This window comes from Reyranella sp., from assembly GCF_965249915.1.
GTDB lineage: Bacteria > Pseudomonadota > Alphaproteobacteria > Reyranellales > Reyranellaceae > Reyranella.
This window is the reverse complement of the sequence record NZ_OZ252257.1, coordinates 4,520,003-4,536,888: the sequence shown is the minus strand read 5'-3', so window position 1 is coordinate 4,536,888 and position 16,886 is coordinate 4,520,003. Positions and strand designations below refer to the sequence as shown.

At 63.5% G+C, this 16,886-nt stretch carries 16 protein-coding genes; 15 read left to right on the top strand and 1 reads right to left on the bottom strand.

Annotated features, from left to right (window positions below):
• The first annotated feature begins 123 nt into the window (after positions 1–123).
• The 10 genes from ntrB (at position 124) to ACP15H_RS22390 (ending at position 13,236) form a co-directional block, all read left to right on the top strand.
• On the top strand, positions 124–972 hold the full coding sequence (gene ntrB / locus ACP15H_RS22435; RefSeq protein ID WP_425068353.1) for a nitrate ABC transporter permease: 849 nt from the start codon (positions 124–126) through the stop codon (positions 970–972).
• Positions 973–979: 7 nt separating this feature from the next.
• Positions 980–1,900, top strand: a complete 921-nt coding sequence (locus ACP15H_RS22430) for an ABC transporter ATP-binding protein (RefSeq protein ID WP_425068352.1) — start codon at positions 980–982, stop codon at positions 1,898–1,900.
• Positions 1,897–2,343, top strand: coding sequence for a cyanase (gene cynS / locus ACP15H_RS22425; protein WP_425068351.1), 447 nt, complete (start codon positions 1,897–1,899; stop codon positions 2,341–2,343). The genes ACP15H_RS22430 and cynS overlap by 4 nt, the downstream gene beginning before the upstream one ends.
• 244 nt (positions 2,344–2,587) lie before the next feature.
• Positions 2,588–8,509 carry a DUF3320 domain-containing protein gene (locus ACP15H_RS22420; protein WP_425068350.1) on the top strand — a complete coding sequence of 1,974 codons (5,922 nt, stop codon included), beginning with the start codon at positions 2,588–2,590 and terminating at the stop codon, positions 8,507–8,509.
• Positions 8,510–8,629: 120 nt separating this feature from the next.
• Positions 8,630–9,364, top strand: coding sequence for a GntR family transcriptional regulator (locus tag ACP15H_RS22415; protein WP_425068349.1), 735 nt, complete (start codon positions 8,630–8,632; stop codon positions 9,362–9,364).
• Complete coding sequence (locus ACP15H_RS22410) at positions 9,361–10,194, top strand: transporter substrate-binding domain-containing protein (protein WP_425068348.1); 834 nt, start codon at positions 9,361–9,363, stop codon at positions 10,192–10,194. The genes ACP15H_RS22415 and ACP15H_RS22410 overlap by 4 nt, the downstream gene beginning before the upstream one ends.
• A 13-nt stretch (positions 10,195–10,207) precedes the next feature.
• Complete coding sequence (locus ACP15H_RS22405) at positions 10,208–10,888, top strand: amino acid ABC transporter permease (protein WP_425068347.1); 681 nt, start codon at positions 10,208–10,210, stop codon at positions 10,886–10,888.
• The gene (locus ACP15H_RS22400) at positions 10,888–11,547 is read left to right on the top strand and encodes an amino acid ABC transporter permease (RefSeq protein ID WP_425068346.1); all 660 of its coding nucleotides are present in this window, start codon (positions 10,888–10,890) and stop codon (positions 11,545–11,547) included. Before ACP15H_RS22405 ends, ACP15H_RS22400 begins: the two co-directional genes overlap by 1 nt.
• Entirely contained in the window at positions 11,544–12,311 is a 768-nt protein-coding gene (locus tag ACP15H_RS22395) for an amino acid ABC transporter ATP-binding protein (RefSeq protein WP_425068345.1), read from the top strand. Before ACP15H_RS22400 ends, ACP15H_RS22395 begins: the two co-directional genes overlap by 4 nt.
• Before the next feature lie 10 nt (positions 12,312–12,321).
• Positions 12,322–13,236, top strand: a complete 915-nt coding sequence (locus tag ACP15H_RS22390) for an aminotransferase class IV (protein WP_425068344.1) — start codon at positions 12,322–12,324, stop codon at positions 13,234–13,236.
• A gap of 121 nt (positions 13,237–13,357) precedes the next feature.
• Here the strand turns inward: ACP15H_RS22390 and ACP15H_RS22385 are convergent, their stop codons facing one another.
• Complete coding sequence (locus tag ACP15H_RS22385) at positions 13,358–13,624, bottom strand: accessory factor UbiK family protein (RefSeq protein ID WP_425068343.1); 267 nt, start codon at positions 13,622–13,624, stop codon at positions 13,358–13,360.
• A gap of 69 nt (positions 13,625–13,693) precedes the next feature.
• On the opposite strand from ACP15H_RS22385, the gene ACP15H_RS22380 reads away from it, so the two are divergent.
• From ACP15H_RS22380 to ACP15H_RS22360, 5 genes are all read left to right on the top strand, one after another.
• The gene (locus ACP15H_RS22380) at positions 13,694–14,428 is read left to right on the top strand and encodes an enoyl-CoA hydratase/isomerase family protein (RefSeq protein WP_425068342.1); all 735 of its coding nucleotides are present in this window, start codon (positions 13,694–13,696) and stop codon (positions 14,426–14,428) included.
• 4 nt (positions 14,429–14,432) lie between these two features.
• Positions 14,433–15,230 carry a pyrroline-5-carboxylate reductase gene (gene proC / locus ACP15H_RS22375; RefSeq protein WP_425068341.1) on the top strand — a complete coding sequence of 266 codons (798 nt, stop codon included), beginning with the start codon at positions 14,433–14,435 and terminating at the stop codon, positions 15,228–15,230.
• Positions 15,227–15,850: a TetR/AcrR family transcriptional regulator gene (locus ACP15H_RS22370; RefSeq protein WP_425068340.1), complete on the top strand. Its 624-nt coding sequence runs from the start codon at positions 15,227–15,229 to the stop codon at positions 15,848–15,850. Before proC ends, ACP15H_RS22370 begins: the two co-directional genes overlap by 4 nt.
• A 130-nt stretch (positions 15,851–15,980) precedes the next feature.
• A complete protein-coding gene (locus tag ACP15H_RS22365) occupies positions 15,981–16,415 on the top strand; it encodes a phasin family protein (protein ID WP_425068339.1) in 435 nt (144 codons plus the stop codon).
• Positions 16,416–16,531: 116 nt separating this feature from the next.
• Positions 16,532–16,870, top strand: coding sequence for a tRNA-binding protein (locus ACP15H_RS22360; RefSeq protein WP_425068338.1), 339 nt, complete (start codon positions 16,532–16,534; stop codon positions 16,868–16,870).
• The last annotated feature ends 16 nt before the right edge of the window (positions 16,871–16,886 follow it).

Below are 16,886 nucleotides of genomic sequence, written 5' to 3'. Positions count from 1 at the left end.
GCTGCGCAGTAGCCGTCTCGAAGGATGGGCTGCAGGCGAGGTGTCCTTGGCCCATCCTTCGAGACGCTCGCTGCGCTCGCTCCTCAGGATGAGGGCTGTGCGTTTGGAGCATGAGGAGCAGGCATGCTGAAAGCCTCGCTCGGCCTGCGGGCGGGCCTGCTGTCGCTCCTGATCTTCGTGGCGATCGTCGGCATCTGGCAGGCCGCCACGATGCCGACGGCGGGCAGCGGCCCGGCCATGGACCCGGAATATGCCAAGCTGGTCGGCGCCGCGGCGGCGACAGGCTCGAAGTCGGCGATGCCGACGCCGGCCGATATCGGCGCCACGATCTGGAAGCACCTCGCCGATCCCTTCTATATCCGCGGCAGCAACGACAAGGGCATCGGCATCCAGCTCGCCTATTCGCTGGGCCGCGTGCTGCTGGGCTTCGGGCTCGCCGCCCTCGTGGCTATTCCGCTGGGCTTCCTGATCGGCATGTCGCCGCTGGTCTATCGCGCGCTCGATCCCTTCATACAGATCCTGAAGCCGGTTTCGCCGCTCGCCTGGATGCCGCTCGCGCTCTACACGATCAAGGATAGCGCCATCTCCTCGATCTTCGTGATCTTCATCTGCTCGATCTGGCCGATGCTGATCAACACCGCGTTTGGCGTGGGCAGCGTGCGCAAGGAATGGCTGAACGTGGCGCGCACGCTCGAGGTCGGGCCGTTCCGCACCGCCTTCAAGGTGATCCTGCCGGCCGCCGCGCCGACCATCATGACCGGCATGCGCATCTCCGTCGGCATCGCCTGGCTGGTGATCGTGGCGGCCGAGATGCTCGTGGGCGGCACCGGCATCGGCTACTTCGTGTGGAACGAGTGGAACAACCTCTCGATCGCCAACATCGTGACGGCGATCCTGCTGATCGGCCTGGTCGGTCTCCTGCTCGACCAGGGCCTGGCCTGGCTCGCCAAGCTCGTCACCTATCCGGAATAGGCGCGCCATGGAAAACCGTCCGCTCATCAGCGTCGAAGGACTGGCGCGCCGCTTCGGCGAGACCGGCCAGCCCGCCGTGTTCGAAGACATCTGGTTCGGCGTCGACAAGGGGGAGTTCTGCTGCCTGATCGGCCATTCCGGCTGCGGCAAGACCACGATCCTGAACGTGCTGGCCGGCCTCGATAGCCCGAGCGGCGGCGCCGTCATCGTCGACAATCGCGAGATCGACGGGCCGAGCCTCGACCGCGCCGTGATCTTCCAGGGCCATGCTTTGCTGCCGTGGATGACGGTGATGGGCAACATCGCCTTCGCCGTCTCCTCGCGCTGGCCGAGCTGGGATCGCGCCAAGGTGCGCGATCATGCGATGCGCTTCATCGAGCTGGTCGGCCTCGCCGGCGCGGAGAACAAGAGGCCGGCGCAGCTTTCGGGGGGCATGAAGCAGCGGGTCGGCATCGCCCGCGCGCTCTCCATTCAGCCCAAGATGCTGCTAATGGACGAGCCGTTCAGCGCCCTCGACGCGCTGACGCGCGGCATGCTGCAGGACGAGGTGCTGCGCATCTGCGCCGACACGCAGCAGACCGTGTTCATGATCACCCACGATGTCGACGAGGCGATCCTGCTCGCCGACAAGATCGTGCTGATGACCAACGGCCCGGGCGCGCGCATCGCCGAGATCGTGGTCAACACCATGCCGAAGAACGAGCGGCACCGGAACGACCTGCATCGCCATCCGCAGTACTACGCGATCCGCAACCACCTGGTGGAGTTCCTCGTGAACCGCTCGAAGGCGTTCGATCGCGAGGTTGCGGAGCACGGCTTCGATCCGCGTCGGCCGAAGCTGGTGAAACCTGGCCTCATGTCCATGAAATTGTCGGCGGTCAATCCGCCGGCCGAGATCGTGCCTTTAACAACCGGGAGACGGCAATGAAGCGGGCTGAAGTCACAGAGAAGATCCTGACGGCCAAGCGCATGAAGGAACTGACCTGGGAAGAGATCGCCAAGAAGATCGGCGGCGCCTCGAAGATCATCGTCACCGCGGCCTGCATGGGCCAGATGAAGATGACCAAGGAGCAGGCCACCAAGGCCGGCAAGCTGTTCGGCCTGGGCAAGGAAGAAGTGCTGCTGCTGCAGGAAGTGCCCTATCGCGGCTCGCTGCCCCAGATCCCGCCGACCGACCCGCTGATCTACCGCTTCTACGAGCTGGTGCAGGTCTACGGCACGACCTGGAAGGAGCTGATCCAGGAGGAATTCGGCGACGGCATCATGAGCGCCATCGACTTCGACATGACCATGGAGCGCCAGCCCGACCAGAAGGGCGACCGGGTGAAGATCGCCATGTCGGGCAAGTTCCTGGGCTACAAGAGCTACTGACCTCACGACCTCGAACGCCTCCCCATTCAGATGGGGAGGTGCCCGCGTCTTCGTCGGATATTCGTGCCTACAGGCAGCCCTGCAGGTATCGGCTGATACCTGCTTTGTGCAGGGTGCAACCGGAGCGCTAGCTCTTCCCACGGTAAAAGCAACCATGTCATAACTGTGCGTCTCGTGGGAGGGGCGCGTGGGGGAACAACAAACCGGAGTCGACGGAGGCGATAGCCCCGTCCAAGCATCTGCTGTGACTATTCTGGCGGAAACAGCGGCGAAGCTGAATTTCGCCGCCCATCAGAGTTCTTTCGCTTTTCTGCGAGACCTGCGGATCATCAACAACGATCCGGCGGCAGCACTGTCAGATGTCGTTGTAACGCTGTCGGCCAGCCCTGCATTTCTCAAGCCGAAATCGTGGCATCTGGATCGTCTTTCGCCAGCGAGCACGATGATGGTCAAGAACCGAGATATCGATCTCGATGGCGGCTTCCTGCTCGACTTGGCCGAATCGATCAAAGGCACAGTGACGATCGTCGCGAAATCAGGCGATCGAGTCCTTGGGCAGGAACAGCAAATTGTTGAGTTGCTCGCCTACAATGAGTGGGGCGGTGGCGGATATATGCCCGAACTGCTTGCGGCGTTCGCGATGCCGAACGATCCGGCGATCGACCGCGTTCTTCGCGATGCCAGCACGTGCCTGCGCAAGGCTGGAAAGCACGATGGCATCGATGGATACAAATCGGGCAGCCGCCAGAGAGTCTGGGAGATCGCGTCTGCCGTCTACACGGCAATCGCAAATCTGGGTATTGCGTATGCCCTTCCGCCCGCAAGCTTCGAGAAAAATGGCCAGAAGATCCGGCTCCCTGGGCAGATCCTGGAGGGGCGACTCGCTACCTGCCTCGATACGACGATGCTTTTTGCGTCTGCCTTGGAGCAAGCGGGGCTTAATCCGATCATAGCGCTTCCCCAAGGTCATGCGTTCGTCGGGGTATGGCTCCAGCCCGAGGAATTGGCCTCGATTGTCGTGGATGAAGCCGAGACGTTGAGGAAACGCGTTCAGCTCAATGAACTCGTCCTGATCGAAACGACCTTTGCGACTTCGCGCCCGGCACCCCCGTTCTCCAAGGCGGTTACCGCGGCCAACGACTGCATTTCGCCCGACAAGGACGAGACGTTCGTCGCCGGTGTAGATATCCGTCGCGCCCGTGCTCATCGAATAACGCCGTTGGGGCGCAAGCTCGGGGGAGGAGCCCTCTCCAGCGACGGTGAGCAGCAAGCGGAGGCTGAACAGGCATTGGAGGACTCGCCACCGTTGCCCGATTTTGATGGGCGGGTTGAGGATGACGGCCTGCCCGAGACGCCAGCGAGCCGACTGGAGCGCTGGCAACGCAAGTTGCTGGATCTTTCGGCGCGGAATCCGCTGCTCAATCATAAATCGTCAAAGACCAGTCTTCGTTTGATCTGCCCCAATCCGGCGCTGCTAGAAGACGGGCTTGCGGCGGGTGCTCGATTTGCCATTCACGCGGTCCCGAAGCCGTCCAGTGTTGGACAAGACGAAGAAGTTCATCGGCAGCGCACCGGCGAAATCATCACCGAGGAGTATGCGCGCGCGGCTCTCGATAAGAAGCAAGTACTTGTCGACCTCCCTGAAGAGGAACTGAATCGCCGGGCGGTCGAGATTTACCGAAAGGCGCAAACAGCGCTACAGGAGGGTGGAGCGAATACCCTGTATCTCGCCATCGGCTTTCTTCTGTGGAAGCAGGACGCCAAAAGCGACCGGCGCTTTCGTGCCCCGTTGATCTTGCTGCCGGTAACGCTGGAGCGAAAGTCGGTTCGTAGCGGCGTTCGTATGCTGGCACATGATGACGAACCGCGCTTCAATACGACCCTGCTTGAAATGCTCCGAAAGGATTTCCGTATCGACATACGGGATTTCGATGGTTCACTCCCCTCAGACCGGAACGGGATCGACGTCTCCTCCATTTGGGCGCGGATGCGCCGAGCCGTAAAGGATGCGCCAGGATTCGAAGTTGTCGAGGAGGTGGTGCTCGGACACTTCTCCTTTGCGAAGTATCTCATGTGGAAGGACCTCGTGGATCGCACGGATGCGCTCCGCAAGAATCCGGTGGTCAAGCACCTGCTCGATACGCCTCGAGATCGCTACGGAAGTGAAATTGAGTTCGTCGATACCCGCGATATCGACCGCAAGTACCATCCATCGGAGCTACTGACGCCGCTGCCGGCAGATGCATCTCAGATGGCGGCGATCGCGACGGCAGATCGTGGCAAGGATTTCATTGTTATTGGCCCGCCTGGTACCGGCAAGAGCCAGACGATCAGCAATCTGATCGCTCATATTCTCGGCCAGGGCAAAACCGTCCTGTTTGTCTCTGAAAAGACGGCTGCGCTGGACGTCGTCCAAAGGCGTCTGAAGGCTGTGGGACTCGGGCGATTTTGCCTGGAACTTCACTCCAACAAAGCCAGCAAGGCCGATGTGCTGAACCAGCTGCGAGATGCTTGGAGCTATGCACAAAACGTTGCGTCTGGGGATTGGGAGGGAGAGGGCAAAAGGCTCCGAGATTTGCGAGACCGGTTGAACCGGATCGTGGATCGGCTCCATTTGCGACGTCGGAATGGCCTGACAGCGCACCACGCCATTGGCTTGAAGGTCCGTGACGCCTCACTGGCGTCGCGCGTTTCGCTGGTGTGGCCATCGGCTGATCATCATAACGAAGCTGGGTTGCGCGAGATGCGTGACGCGGTGGAGAAGCTGCGCATTCAGGTCACGGCCGTTGGCAATACTTCTGAGAGTCCCTTCCAACTAGTCACCCATGATGACTGGTCGCCCCAGTGGGAAGCCAACATTGTGGAGCGTGCCGGGCGGCTTTCCGCATCCATGCTTGCGCTGGAGCGGTCATGTGAAGGCTTCCAGCGTGTTGTGGGAATCGGTGGGACTTACAGGAATATGTCCGGCCTGCAGGCGCTGGCCGACCTGGCTTCCTTATTGGGCGAATGTTGGCAGAAGCAGGCCGGATACGCCCTCGACCCGAACGGCGGAGAGAAGATCGATGGACTGACGGAAGCGGCATCGCGTCTGCGGTCATTCGTTGAGGCTGTGGCCTCGTTGAGTTGCCCTTACGATGCTTTGGCTTGGCGCAAGCTCGATGGTGATGAGGTGGGGCGGCGCTGGAAGGCGGCGACTTCCACGTGGTGGCCTAAGAGCTTCTTTTCGCGCCGACGCGTGCTTGGAGAGCTGAAGGAAGGCGGCGCGAAGGGAATACCGGTTCCGGCGACCGATGCTCCATTGCTTGCGCGTTTGCGGCAGGAAGGCGACGCCATAGACCGGCTCGGCGATCTCCTGTCTGAAATCAAGGGGTGGCGAGGCTACGCGACAGATCCCGATGCGATGTTGGCGTTGAAGGAACTGGGAGTGCGGGTCCGCGCTGTGATTGGCCGCCTGGCCAGTGACTCGGCAATTCTAGTTGAGGTTCGCACCAAAGTACGGAGCCTTCTGCAAGAGGGTGACGATTTGCTCGCGCCTGGAGCTGTAGTGGGGCGGGCGGCGGCTGACCTGACGAATGCCTATGCGAGCTTCCTGTCAGCTCATGACGCCTTCGCCGCCTCTGCGGGTGAGGCCGCCCGGGAATGCCTGGCAGAGGCAGAAGATATGTTTTCGACGGCGAGGCAGGCGACACTGGCTATTGAAACGCGTCATGCTGAATTGCGTGACTGGTGCCATTGGCGCCGGAGGAGGACGGAAGCGATCAGTCTCGGACTTGAACCGCTGGTGCGAAGCATCGAGCGTGGCTCGATTCTGGCCGAGGAGATCGAGGCGACGTTTTATGCAGCCTACTGCGCCTGGTGGTCGGCTGCGGTTATCGGTGAAGACGACGTCTTGCGGACTTTCTCTACCGATGAACACGTCGATGCGATTGAGAAGTTCCGGCAGGTTGATGCCGAATATCAGAAACTGACAGCCGCTGAGATTGCCACGCGTTTGGCCGGAAAAGTGCCGGGGGTGAATCAGCAGAGGCCAACTAGTTCATGGGGAACCCTGCGAAGGGAAATGGAGAAGAAGACCAGGCACAAACCTGTGCGCCAACTCATTCAGGAGGCGCCCGATGCCCTTACGGCACTGAAGCCTTGTCTGATGATGTCTCCGCTGTCGGTCGCGCAATATCTGCCGGCCGATCATTCGCCGTTCGATGTCGTCATCTTCGATGAGGCGTCGCAAATCACTGTGTGGGATGCGGTCGGGGCGCTGGCGCGAGGGAAGCAGGTAATCGTGGCCGGAGACCCCAAGCAGATGCCGCCGTCGAATTTCTTTGCGCGAAGTGAGGATGACCCGGACGGTGACATCGACGTCGAAGGAGATCTTGAAAGCATTCTGGACGAAATGCTGGGGGCTAGCATTCCGCAGCGAACTCTCAATCTGCACTACCGGTCTCGCCGGGAAAGCCTGATCGCATTCTCGAACAGCCGGTACTACGACAGTTCGCTGGTCACCTTTCCGGCGCCCGTCAATCCCGACCAGGGCATCCGTCTGATCAGGCCAGCAGGATTTTATGCGCGAGGAGGAGCGCGGCATAACGAAGGCGAAGCCAAGGCGGTTGTCGCGGAAATCGTGCGGCGCCTTACGCACCACGACCCATCGGTCTCCAAGGCGTCGATTGGTGTCGTGACCTTCAATTCGGAGCAACAGACGCTTATCGAGAACCTTCTTGACGATGCTCGCGTCAAGCGGCCGGATATCGAGTGGGCCTTCTCTCAGGATGCAATGCTCGAGCCAGTCTTCGTTAAGAATCTGGAGACTGTCCAGGGAGACGAGCGCGACATCATCCTGTTCAGCGTGACTTACGGGCCGGACCAGAGCGGCCATGTAACGATGAACTTCGGACCTCTCAACCGATCCGGTGGTGAGCGCCGGCTTAACGTCGCCTTGACGCGTGCCCGCTCCGAGCTGGTGGTGTTCTCGACATTGGACCCGAAGAGGATCGACCTGTCTCGCACGCAGGCCCGCGCTGTAGCGGACCTGAAACACTTCCTGGAATACGCGGAGCGGGGGGCAACTGCTTTGGGGGCGGCAGTGTATGGCTCCAAAGGAGGTTTCGATTCGCCGTTCGAGATGGCGGTTGCAGAGGCACTGCGCGGCAAGGGATGGACCGTTCACACCCAGATCGGCGTCTCTGCCTATCGTGTTGATCTGGGCATTGTGCATCCGGATTTTCCAGGGGTGTATCTGGCGGGCGTCGAGTGTGATGGCGCCATGTATCACAGCTCGGGATTTGCCCGGGAACGCGACAAGATTCGGCAATCGGTTCTGGAAGGGCTCGGTTGGACATTGTTTCGCGTCTGGTCGACGGATTGGTGGACGCATTCCGCCAGGGCCGCCGACAAGCTCCATCAGGCACTTACCACCCAGCTCGAAGCGGCACGCGCAAAGAGTGCGCAGCAAAGTGCGGTGGTTGATGTATCGGCGTCTCCCGTGGCTGACGTCACGCCAATTGAAGACATGGTCGATGATCACTCTCGTGATGAGAGCACGCGGGCAGAAGCTTCCCAGCCGGCAACGCGATCTCTGGAAGCGGGAAGCTTTCATGATCGCGTGATGCCTCCTTCGCAGATTTCACGGTCGGCTGGTCTTGTTGAGCTGGGCGTTCCGTCGGCAGCCGATGGGCACTATGTCTTCGCGAATCTCGATCAAGAACGCTATCGCCCTGATTTCGATCAGTTCTATTCCGAAGGTTATGAGAAGCGCCTTGCTGCCATGATTGATCATGTGATCGATACGGAAGGCCCGGTGCACGAAGACGTGCTCGTCAGGCGGATTGCTCGACATCACGGAGTCCAGCGTATCAGCAGTCAGTTTCGAGGGGCTGTCGTGGAATTGGCGCAGCGCCGGCGAGGGCGGACGCTAGAAGATGTCGGCCGGTTCTTCTGGAGAAAAGGCACCGTCAAAGAAAGGCTTGCGCCAGCGCGCTACGAAGGGCGCGATGATGAACTCAAGGTCATCGATGTGATCTGCAAGGAAGAGCTTAGAACAATCCAAAAAACGTTAGAGCTTGGTGATGATCCATTCCTGCTGGCGCGTCGGCTTGGGGCGGGCCGCCCCAGTCCGGCGGTGAAGAGCCGTCTTGAGAGGCTTTTGTCGCGGCGTGATTCCGCCAGCTAATTTGGCGCACGGCCAGGGAGAGTAAGGCGTCCCTCTTCGAATTTCGAAATTTCCTTGCGCCTGCACTGAGCAGTCGCCAGATTGTCAACAATCGACGATCAGGCCTGAAGAGGACGGTTCTTGGCTTTTTCCGATCTCTCATCACGAGACCCCGGCGCGCTCTTCGAGCGGGTGCCGAAGGCGACCTTGCGGGCGCATATCGTCGAGCGGCTGCGGCATGCGATCCTGGCGGGCGACATTCCGCCGGGGGCGCCGCTGGTCGAGACGGCGCTGTCGGAGCGCTTCGAGGTGAGTCGCGGTCCGCTGCGCGAGGCGCTGCGCCAGCTGATCGAGGAGGGGCTGGTGGTGACCGTGCCCTACACCGGCACGCGCGTCGCCGAGCTCTCGGTCGAGGACATCCACGAGATCTACTCGCTGCGCACCGTGCTGGAGACCTTCGCCTTCGAGCAGGTCTGGCCGCGCCGCGACGACCGGTTCCGCGCCGAGCTCCGGCGGCGCAACGACGTGCTGATCGTCTCGATCGATGCCGGCGACGACCGCGCCAGCATTCTCAACGAACTCGACTTCCACGGCCTCGTCTACGAGGCGAGCGGCCACAAGCTCCTGCAGCGCGCCTGGCACGGGCTGCGCGGCCGGCTGCAGCTCTATTGGGCGGCGCATCATCGCGCGCATGGCCGGCGCGGCCCGAAGCGCGACAGCCACGACAGCTACATCGAGGCGGCCTTCGGCACTGACTTCGACGCGATGAAGGCCGAGATCGCCGATCACATGCGTCGCGGCGTCGAGACCACGGAGAAATTCCTGCGCTCGATGCCGGATCTGCCGGGGAAGCCAAAAAGGGGAGTCCATTCATGAGCATCAATCGACGTTCGTTGTTCGCCGTCGCGGCCGCGAGTGCCGCCGCGCTGGCCATTCCGTTCGCCGCGCGCGCCGAGGGCACGCTCGACGAGGTGAAGAAGCGCGGCGTGCTGCGCGTCGGCGTCACCCAGGCGCCGCCCTGGTACTCCAAGGATCCCAAGACCGGCCAATGGGCGTCGGGTCTCGGCATCGAGATGGGCAAGGCGATGGCCCAGAAGCTCGGCGTCAAGTTCGAGCCGGTCGAGGTGAGCTGGGGCAATGCGATCGCCGCGCTGCAGGGCGACAAGATCGACATCATGTTCATGCTCGACGCCACGGCCGAGCGCAAACAGGCCGCCAACTTCCCCGAATCGCCGCTCCTCTGGTACTCGCTCGCCGTGCTGGCGCGCGACGACCTGAACGCCAAGACCTGGGAGGACCTCAACAAGCAGGGCGTGCGCATCGCCGTGCCGCAGGCCTCGACCATGGACCGCTGGGCGACCCAGCACACGCCCAAGGCCGACATCCAGCGCTTCCCCGGCAATGCCGAGGCGATCGCCGCCTTCCAGTCGGGCCGGGTCGATGCCGTGCTGCTGTTCCATCCCCCGCTGCTCGCCGCCCGCCAGCGGCTCGGCAAGGGCAAGATCGTGGTGCCGCTACCCGCCGAATCGCAGCCCTCGAGCGCGGCGCTGCGCAAGGGCGACACCGCCTTCACCGAATGGGTCGATAAGCAGTTCGCCGACTACTACAAGAGCGGCCAGACCCAGAAGTGGTACGAGCAGGCGATCGCGGACTTCGGCCTCGATCCCAAGGCCGCGCCGCCGGTCATGAAAGAGATGATCAAGTAGGCGGCCGCGCTACTTGGCCTATCAGTGGGACTTCTCGCCGGTCCTCGCCAACGCACCGTTGTTGGTCGAGGGTCTGGTGAACACGCTCCGGATCACGGGCACGGCGCTGGTCTGCGGCGTCGCGCTCGGCCTGGGCTTGGCGCTGCTGCGCCTGTCGCCGCGACGCCTCCTGTCCTGGCCTGCCGGCTTCGTCATCGAGGTGTTCCGCACGACGCCGCCGCTGGTCCAGCTCTTCTGGTTCTTCTTCGCGCTGCCCATCCTGGTCGGCATCGAGATGACGCCGTTCGTGGCCGGCGCCGTCACCTTCTCGATCCAGTCGGCTGCGTTCTTCGCCGAGGTGTTCCGGGCCGGCATCCAGTCGATCGAGCGCGGCCAGTGGGACGGGGCGCGCGCGATCGGCATGCGCCATGACCAGGCGCTACGCCGCATCATCCTGCCGCAGGCGGTGAAGCGCATGATCCCGGCCTTCATGGAGCGCGCCATCGAGCTCATGAAGACGACGACCCTGATCGCCACCATCTCCTATGCCGACCTGCTGTTCGCCGCCAACGAGGTCTCGCAGAAGACATTCCGGCCGCTCGAAACCTACACCGTCGTGGCGCTGATCTACTTCGTCGTGATCTTCCTCGCGAGCCAGGTCGCGCGCCTGGTCGAGCTGCGGCTGGCGCGCAGTGGGGAATCGACGGTGCACTGATGCGCTGGGATTTTGCCTCCGTCCTCGACAATACCGACGCGCTGCTGGTCGGCGCGGTCGGCACGCTGCGCATCTTCGCGATCTGCCTGGTGCTGGGGCTCAGCCTCGGCCTGATCGTCGGGTTTGGCCGCTACTCGCGCAATCGCTGGCTCCACATCCCGGCCACGATCTTCGTCGAGTTCTTCCGCAACACGCCGGTGCTCGTGCAGATCCTGTGGTTCTACTTCGCCCTGCCGATCCTGCTGCCGTTCCAGATCTCGCCGCTGGCCGCCGCCTCGCTCGGCATCTCGCTCAATTCGGCGGCCTTCTCGGCCGAGATCTATCGCGGCGGCATCCAGTCGATCGAGACCGGCCAGTGGGACGGCGCGCGGGCGCTCGGCATGCGCTGGGGGCAGGCGATGCGGCGCATCATCCTGCCCCAGGCGCTGAAGCGCATGCTGCCGGCGCTGACCAACCGCGCCATCGAGATCTTCAAGATGTCGACGCTGGCCTCGGCGGTCGCCTATGTCGAGTTGCTGCAGCAGGGCAAGCTGATCGCCTCGCTCAACTACAATCCGATCGAGGCCTATACTGCCGTTGCGGTGATCTTCTTCGTCTTCCTGTGGCCGCTGGTGCAGTTCAGCTATTTCCTCGAACGCCGGCTGAAGAGGGACGAATGACGATCCTGAAGGTCGCCGGCCTCACCAAGCGATTCGGCGCCACCGACGTGCTGCGCGGCATCGATCTCGACGTGGCGCGCGGCGAGCGCATCGCCATCCTGGGCGCGTCGGGTTCGGGCAAGAGCACCTTGCTGCGTTGCCTCAACTTTATGGAACGGCCCGGCGGCGGCACGATCGCGCTCGACGGCCAGCTGCTGGGGCGCGAGAGCCGGACGGCTGAGCGGATCTATCGCGAAAGCGAGCTGATCCAGGTGCGCCAGCGGGTCGGCATGGTGTTCCAGCAGTTCAATCTGTTCCCGCACATGACGGCGATCGGCAACGTGATGGAAGGGCTGCGCACCGTGCGCGGCATGCCGAAGCCCGAGGCCGAGGCACGGGCGCGCAAAGAGCTGGCGCGGGTCGGGCTCGCCGAGAAGGCGGACACTTATCCGGCCCATCTCTCGGGCGGCCAGAAGCAGCGGGTCGCCATTGCCCGCGCGCTCGCGATGGATCCCGAGATGCTGCTGTTCGACGAGCCGACCTCGGCGCTCGATCCGGAGCTGGTGGGCGAAGTGTTGGCCGTGATCCTCGCGCTCGCCGAGGAGGGCCGGACCATGATGCTGGTGACGCACGAGCTGGGCTTCGCCTACCACGTCGCGACGCGAATCATCTTCCTGGCCGACGGCGCCATCCACGAGCAGGGCACGCCGGACGAGGTCCTCAAGAACCCGAAGAAGGAGCGCACCCGCGCCTTCCTCGCCAGCCACAAGCAATTCAGCTTCTAGGGAAACTGCCATGACGACGGAACAGGCGAGCGCCCAGGCCTATCTGGCCGATGCGCGCAACGACCAGGTGCTGGTCTATGTGAACGGCACCTTCGCGCCCCGCAACGAGGCCAGCGTCTCGGTGTTCGATTCAGGCTTCGTGCTGGGCGACGGCGTGTGGGAGGGGCTGCGTCTCGTGAAGGGCAAGCTGATCAGCCTCGACGCCCATCTCGATCGCCTGTTCGAAGGCGCGCGCTCGATCGATCTCGACATCGGGCTTGACCGCGCCGGTGTCACCAAGGTCGTGACCGATACGCTGGCGAAGAACGGCATGATCGACGGCGCGCACATCCGCCTCATGATCACGCGCGGCCTCAAGAAGACGCCCAACCAGGATCCGCGCTTCGTGATCGGCAAGGCCACGATCGTCTGCGTCGCCGAGTACAAGACGCCGATCCCCGAGGCCAAGGCCAAAGGCTACGCGCTCTTCACCTCGACCTTCCGCACGACAAACCCCGACCAGTTCGACCTGCGTCTCAACTCGCACTCGCGGCTCAATCTCATCCAGGCGCTGATCCAGGCGATCAAGGCCGGCGCCGACGAGGCGCTGATGCTCGACCCGCGCGGCTTCGTGGCCTCCTGCAATTCGACCAACTTCTTCATCGTGCGTGGCCGCGAGCTGTGGACCTCGACCGGTCTCTACAGTTTCAAGGGCATCACCCAGCAGAACGTCATCGACGCCTGGCGCGCCGCCGGCAACGTCGCGAAGGAATGCGATTTCACCCTGGCGCAGGTCTACTCCGCCGACGAGGCCTTCGTGACGGGAACGCTCGGCGGCGTGACCCCAGCGACCAAGGTCGACGGCCGGCTCATCGGCGACGGCAAGGCCGGAAAGGTCACGAAGGAAGCGAGCGACCTCTATCTGAAGTCGGTCGGGGCGCTGTAAGCGAAAGGTCCCTCGCTGCGCTCGGGATGACAATTTCTCTTTGGCGCATGGTGTGCGCCTCAAAAAAAGCTGTCATCCGGAGCGCAGCGAGGGACCTTTAGTTACCGCCAGTTCTCGTGTCCTACGCTTCGGGGCCTTGGGAGCCACCAAGCTTCGCCTGCAGTTCGGCGATCTGCTTCTTCAGCTCCTCGTTCTCCTCGCGCGCCTTGGCGGCCATCGCCTTGACGGCGTCGAACTCGTCGCGGCGCGGGATGTCCATGCCGTCCAGGATCTTGGCGATCTGGTCGCGCACGCGGGCCTCGACCTCGTCCTTCATGCCGGTCAGCGCGCCCATGGCGCCGTTGGCCACCTTGGTGAGGTCGTCGATGAAGGGATTGCGGGTTTGCATGACAGGTCTCCTGATGCGGCGAGTATGGGCGGCTGGTAGCATCCGGCGCAAGAAGCACTGGAGGACGCCGTGAGTCTGGTCAAAGTCGAGTCGAGCGAAGGTATCACCACCATCACCATGATGCGCCCGGAGAAGCGCAACGCTCTGACGCAGGAGCTGTGCGACGGGCTCTATGAGGCCTATCGCGCTTTCGAGGAAGGCGACGACCAGGTCGCCGTTCTCCAGGCCGATGGACCGGCCTTCTGCGTCGGTGCCGACCTGCACAATCCGCCTGCCGCGATGTGGAAGGCGGTGCCGCATGTCAGCCACGCGCTGACCAAGCCCGTCATCGCCGCCACCCAGGGCTGGGTGATCGGCGGCGGTATCTGTCTCGTGATGACATGTGACCTCATGGTGTCTGCCGATACCACCAAGTTCATGTACCCTGAGGCCAAGGTCGGCGTGTTCGGCGGGCTGATGCCCGGCATCGTCTCGCGCATGCCGCACAAGGTCGCGATGGAGTTGCTGCTGCTCGGCGAGGAGATTTCGGTGAAGCGGGCCTACGACGTGGGCTTCGTGAACAAGGTCGTGCCGCTCGGCCAGGAGCGCGCCGAGGCGCGCCGCATGGCTTCGGTCATCGCCCAGTCCGCGCCGCTGGTGATCCGCACCCTGCGCGACTTCGCCAACCAGACGCTGCCGCGCGGCCCGGCCGAGGTCTTCGTGCCGGAGCGCTACAAGCTCGAGACCATCGCCAATTCCCAGGACCGCAAGGAGGGCGCCGCCGCCTTCCGCGAGAAGCGGTCGCCCAGGTTCCAGGGACGCTGACGCGATGGGCAAGCTGCTGCTGGTCGGTTGCGGCAAGATGGGCGGCGCCATGCTCGACGGCTGGCTGGCGCGCGGCCTGCCCGCCGCCGACATCGTCGTCGCCGAGCCGGTCGAGGCGATCCGTCCCCGTCACGCCGGTGTCCGCGTCGTTTCCTCCTCGGCCGAGATGGTGGAGACGCCGGAAACCGTCGTGCTGGCGGTCAAGCCGCAATCGATGGACGAGACGCTGGTCGATCTCCGGCGCTTTGCCGGACAGGGTTCGGTGTTCCTCTCGATCGCGGCCGGCAAGACGCTGGGCTATTTCGCCGCCCGCCTCGGTCATGCGGCGAGGATCGTGCGCGCCATGCCCAACACGCCGGCGGCGGTGCGGCAGGGCATCACCGTCGCAACGGCGGCGGCGAGCGTGACGGCCGCGGAAAAGAAGCGCTGCCACGCGCTGCTGGAGGCGGTGGGCCAGGTCCTGTGGGCCGACGACGAGGCGCTGATGGATCCCGTCACGGCTTTGTCCGGCAGCGGCCCCGCCTATGTCTTCCTGCTGGTCGAGGCGATGGCGGCGGCGGGCGTGAAGGCCGGGCTGCCGCCCGAGATGGCCATGCAGCTCGCCCGCGCCACGGTGATCGGAAGCGGGGAACTGCTGAAGCAGTCTCCGGAGCCGGCGTCGCAACTGCGCGTCAACGTGACCAGTCCCGGCGGCACGACCGCCGCAGCCCTGCAGGTCCTGATGGCAACCGACGGCATCCAACCCATATTCGACAAGGCCCTCGCGGCCGCCTCGCATCGGTCCAAGGAGCTGGCAGGGTGAACGACGTTCGCGACAAGGCCCTCGATGCCTTTCTCGGCCTGATCGCCGAGAAGGGCTATGCCGACGTGGCGCTGCGCGACGTGGCGCAGGCGGCCGGGCTGGGCTTTGCCGATCTCTACCGGGTCTATTCCGACAAGACCTCTCTGGCCGCGGCCTTCATGGCGCGCATCGATGCGGAAGTCATCGCGGGGACGCCCTCGGCGCTCGACCTCGAGGAGACACCGCGCGACCGGCTGTTCGACGTGATGATGCGCCGCTACGACGCGCTGAGGCCGTACCGTGCGGCGCTGCGGGCACTGCGGCGCGCCGGGACACGCGACCCGATTCTGGCGATTGCGATGGGTCCGGGACTGCGGCGCTCGATGGCGGCAATGCTGGAGGCCGCGTCGGTGGCCAGCGACGGGGTGCCCGGTGCGCTGCGACAGAACGGGCTGCTGGCCATCCATTACGCCGTCTCGCGAGTATTCGACCGCGATGATACCCAGGACCTCTCCAAGACGATGGCGGCCCTGGACAATCGTCTGAAGACGGCCGAGCGCTGGGCGCAACTCTTTGACAAATATGCGAAATTGCCCGAGGGCGGCCCGCCGGCCGCGCCGCCCGTTTCGCCCGAGGCGTGAAGATTTTGTGCAGTGCACAAAAACGGCTCTTGACTCGCTGCAATGCATCCCTAAATTGAGCTTCATTGTGCACCGCAGCAAAGCGGGGCACCCGAGCTCAGCCTTTGCTTCGTTTCACGAGGAGATTTCCATGTACGCCAACGGTGCCTTCAAGAACCCCTTCGCCGACTTCGACTTCAGCAAGATTTCCGGTGAGTTCAAGCTCCCGACCGTGAACGTCGAGACGTTCGTCGAGACCGCGCGCAAGAACTTCGCCACGATGACCTCGCTCAACACCGCCGCCGTCGAGCAGATGAAGACGATCGCGCAGCGCCAGGGCGACATGGTCCGCGCCGCGATGGAAGACTTCTCCAAGCACGGCAGCGAAGTGCTCGCCGCCGCCACCGTCGAGGAGAAGGCCGCCAAGCAGATCGACTTCATCAAGAAGTCCTACGACTCGGCCATCACCAACACCAAGGAACTGGCCGACCTCTACACCAAGGGCCAGGCCGACGCCGTGACGGCGCTGAGCGCCCGCGTGGCCGAGCTGACCGAAGAGGTCAAGGCCGCCCTCGCCAAGAAGTAAGCGTTTTAGCGTAAGCGTCGATCAGCCAGTCGCTGATCGGGAAGGGGCCGCAGTCGCGGCCCCTTTTCTTTTGCCCGTCTTTGTCTTTTGATCCCGCGGCTCTAGTCTGCGGGCACATGACAGCCATCGCTTACGAAGATTTCGAACGGGTCGACATCCGTGTCGGCACCATCGTCGAGGCCGCTCCGCTGGAAGGCGCGCGCAAACCCGCCTATCGCCTGCTGATCGATTTCGGCGGCGAGATCGGCACGAAGAAATCCTCGGCCCAGATCACCGTCCATTACACGCCGCAGGAGCTGGTCGGCCGTCAGGTTGCCGCCGTGGTGAACTTCCCGCCGCGCCAGATCGGCCGGTTCATGTCGGAAGTCCTGACTCTCGGTTTCCCGGCCGCCGACGGCAGCGTGGTGCTGATCGCACCGACGAAGTCGGTGCCGAACGGCGGCAAGCTGTTTTAATCTTTCGCCGGAAAGA

Bases quoted from the DNA above. Each gene is read 5' to 3' on its own strand.
- cynS (WP_425068351.1), top strand. From the start codon at position 1,897: ATGAAGCGGGCTGAAGTCACAGAGAAGATCCTGACGGCCAAGCGCATG.
- ACP15H_RS22410 (WP_425068348.1), top strand. From the start codon at position 9,361: ATGAGCATCAATCGACGTTCGTTGTTCGCCGTCGCGGCCGCGAGTGCC.
- ACP15H_RS22400 (WP_425068346.1), top strand. From the start codon at position 10,888: ATGCGCTGGGATTTTGCCTCCGTCCTCGACAATACCGACGCGCTGCTG.
- ntrB (WP_425068353.1), top strand. From the start codon at position 124: ATGCTGAAAGCCTCGCTCGGCCTGCGGGCGGGCCTGCTGTCGCTCCTG.
- ACP15H_RS22390 (WP_425068344.1), top strand. From the start codon at position 12,322: ATGACGACGGAACAGGCGAGCGCCCAGGCCTATCTGGCCGATGCGCGC.
- ACP15H_RS22365 (WP_425068339.1), top strand. From the start codon at position 15,981: ATGTACGCCAACGGTGCCTTCAAGAACCCCTTCGCCGACTTCGACTTC.
- ACP15H_RS22385 (WP_425068343.1), bottom strand. From the start codon at position 13,624: ATGCAAACCCGCAATCCCTTCATCGACGACCTCACCAAGGTGGCCAAC.
- ACP15H_RS22430 (WP_425068352.1), top strand. From the start codon at position 980: ATGGAAAACCGTCCGCTCATCAGCGTCGAAGGACTGGCGCGCCGCTTC.
- ACP15H_RS22360 (WP_425068338.1), top strand. From the start codon at position 16,532: ATGACAGCCATCGCTTACGAAGATTTCGAACGGGTCGACATCCGTGTC.
- ACP15H_RS22395 (WP_425068345.1), top strand. From the start codon at position 11,544: ATGACGATCCTGAAGGTCGCCGGCCTCACCAAGCGATTCGGCGCCACC.
- proC (WP_425068341.1), top strand. From the start codon at position 14,433: ATGGGCAAGCTGCTGCTGGTCGGTTGCGGCAAGATGGGCGGCGCCATG.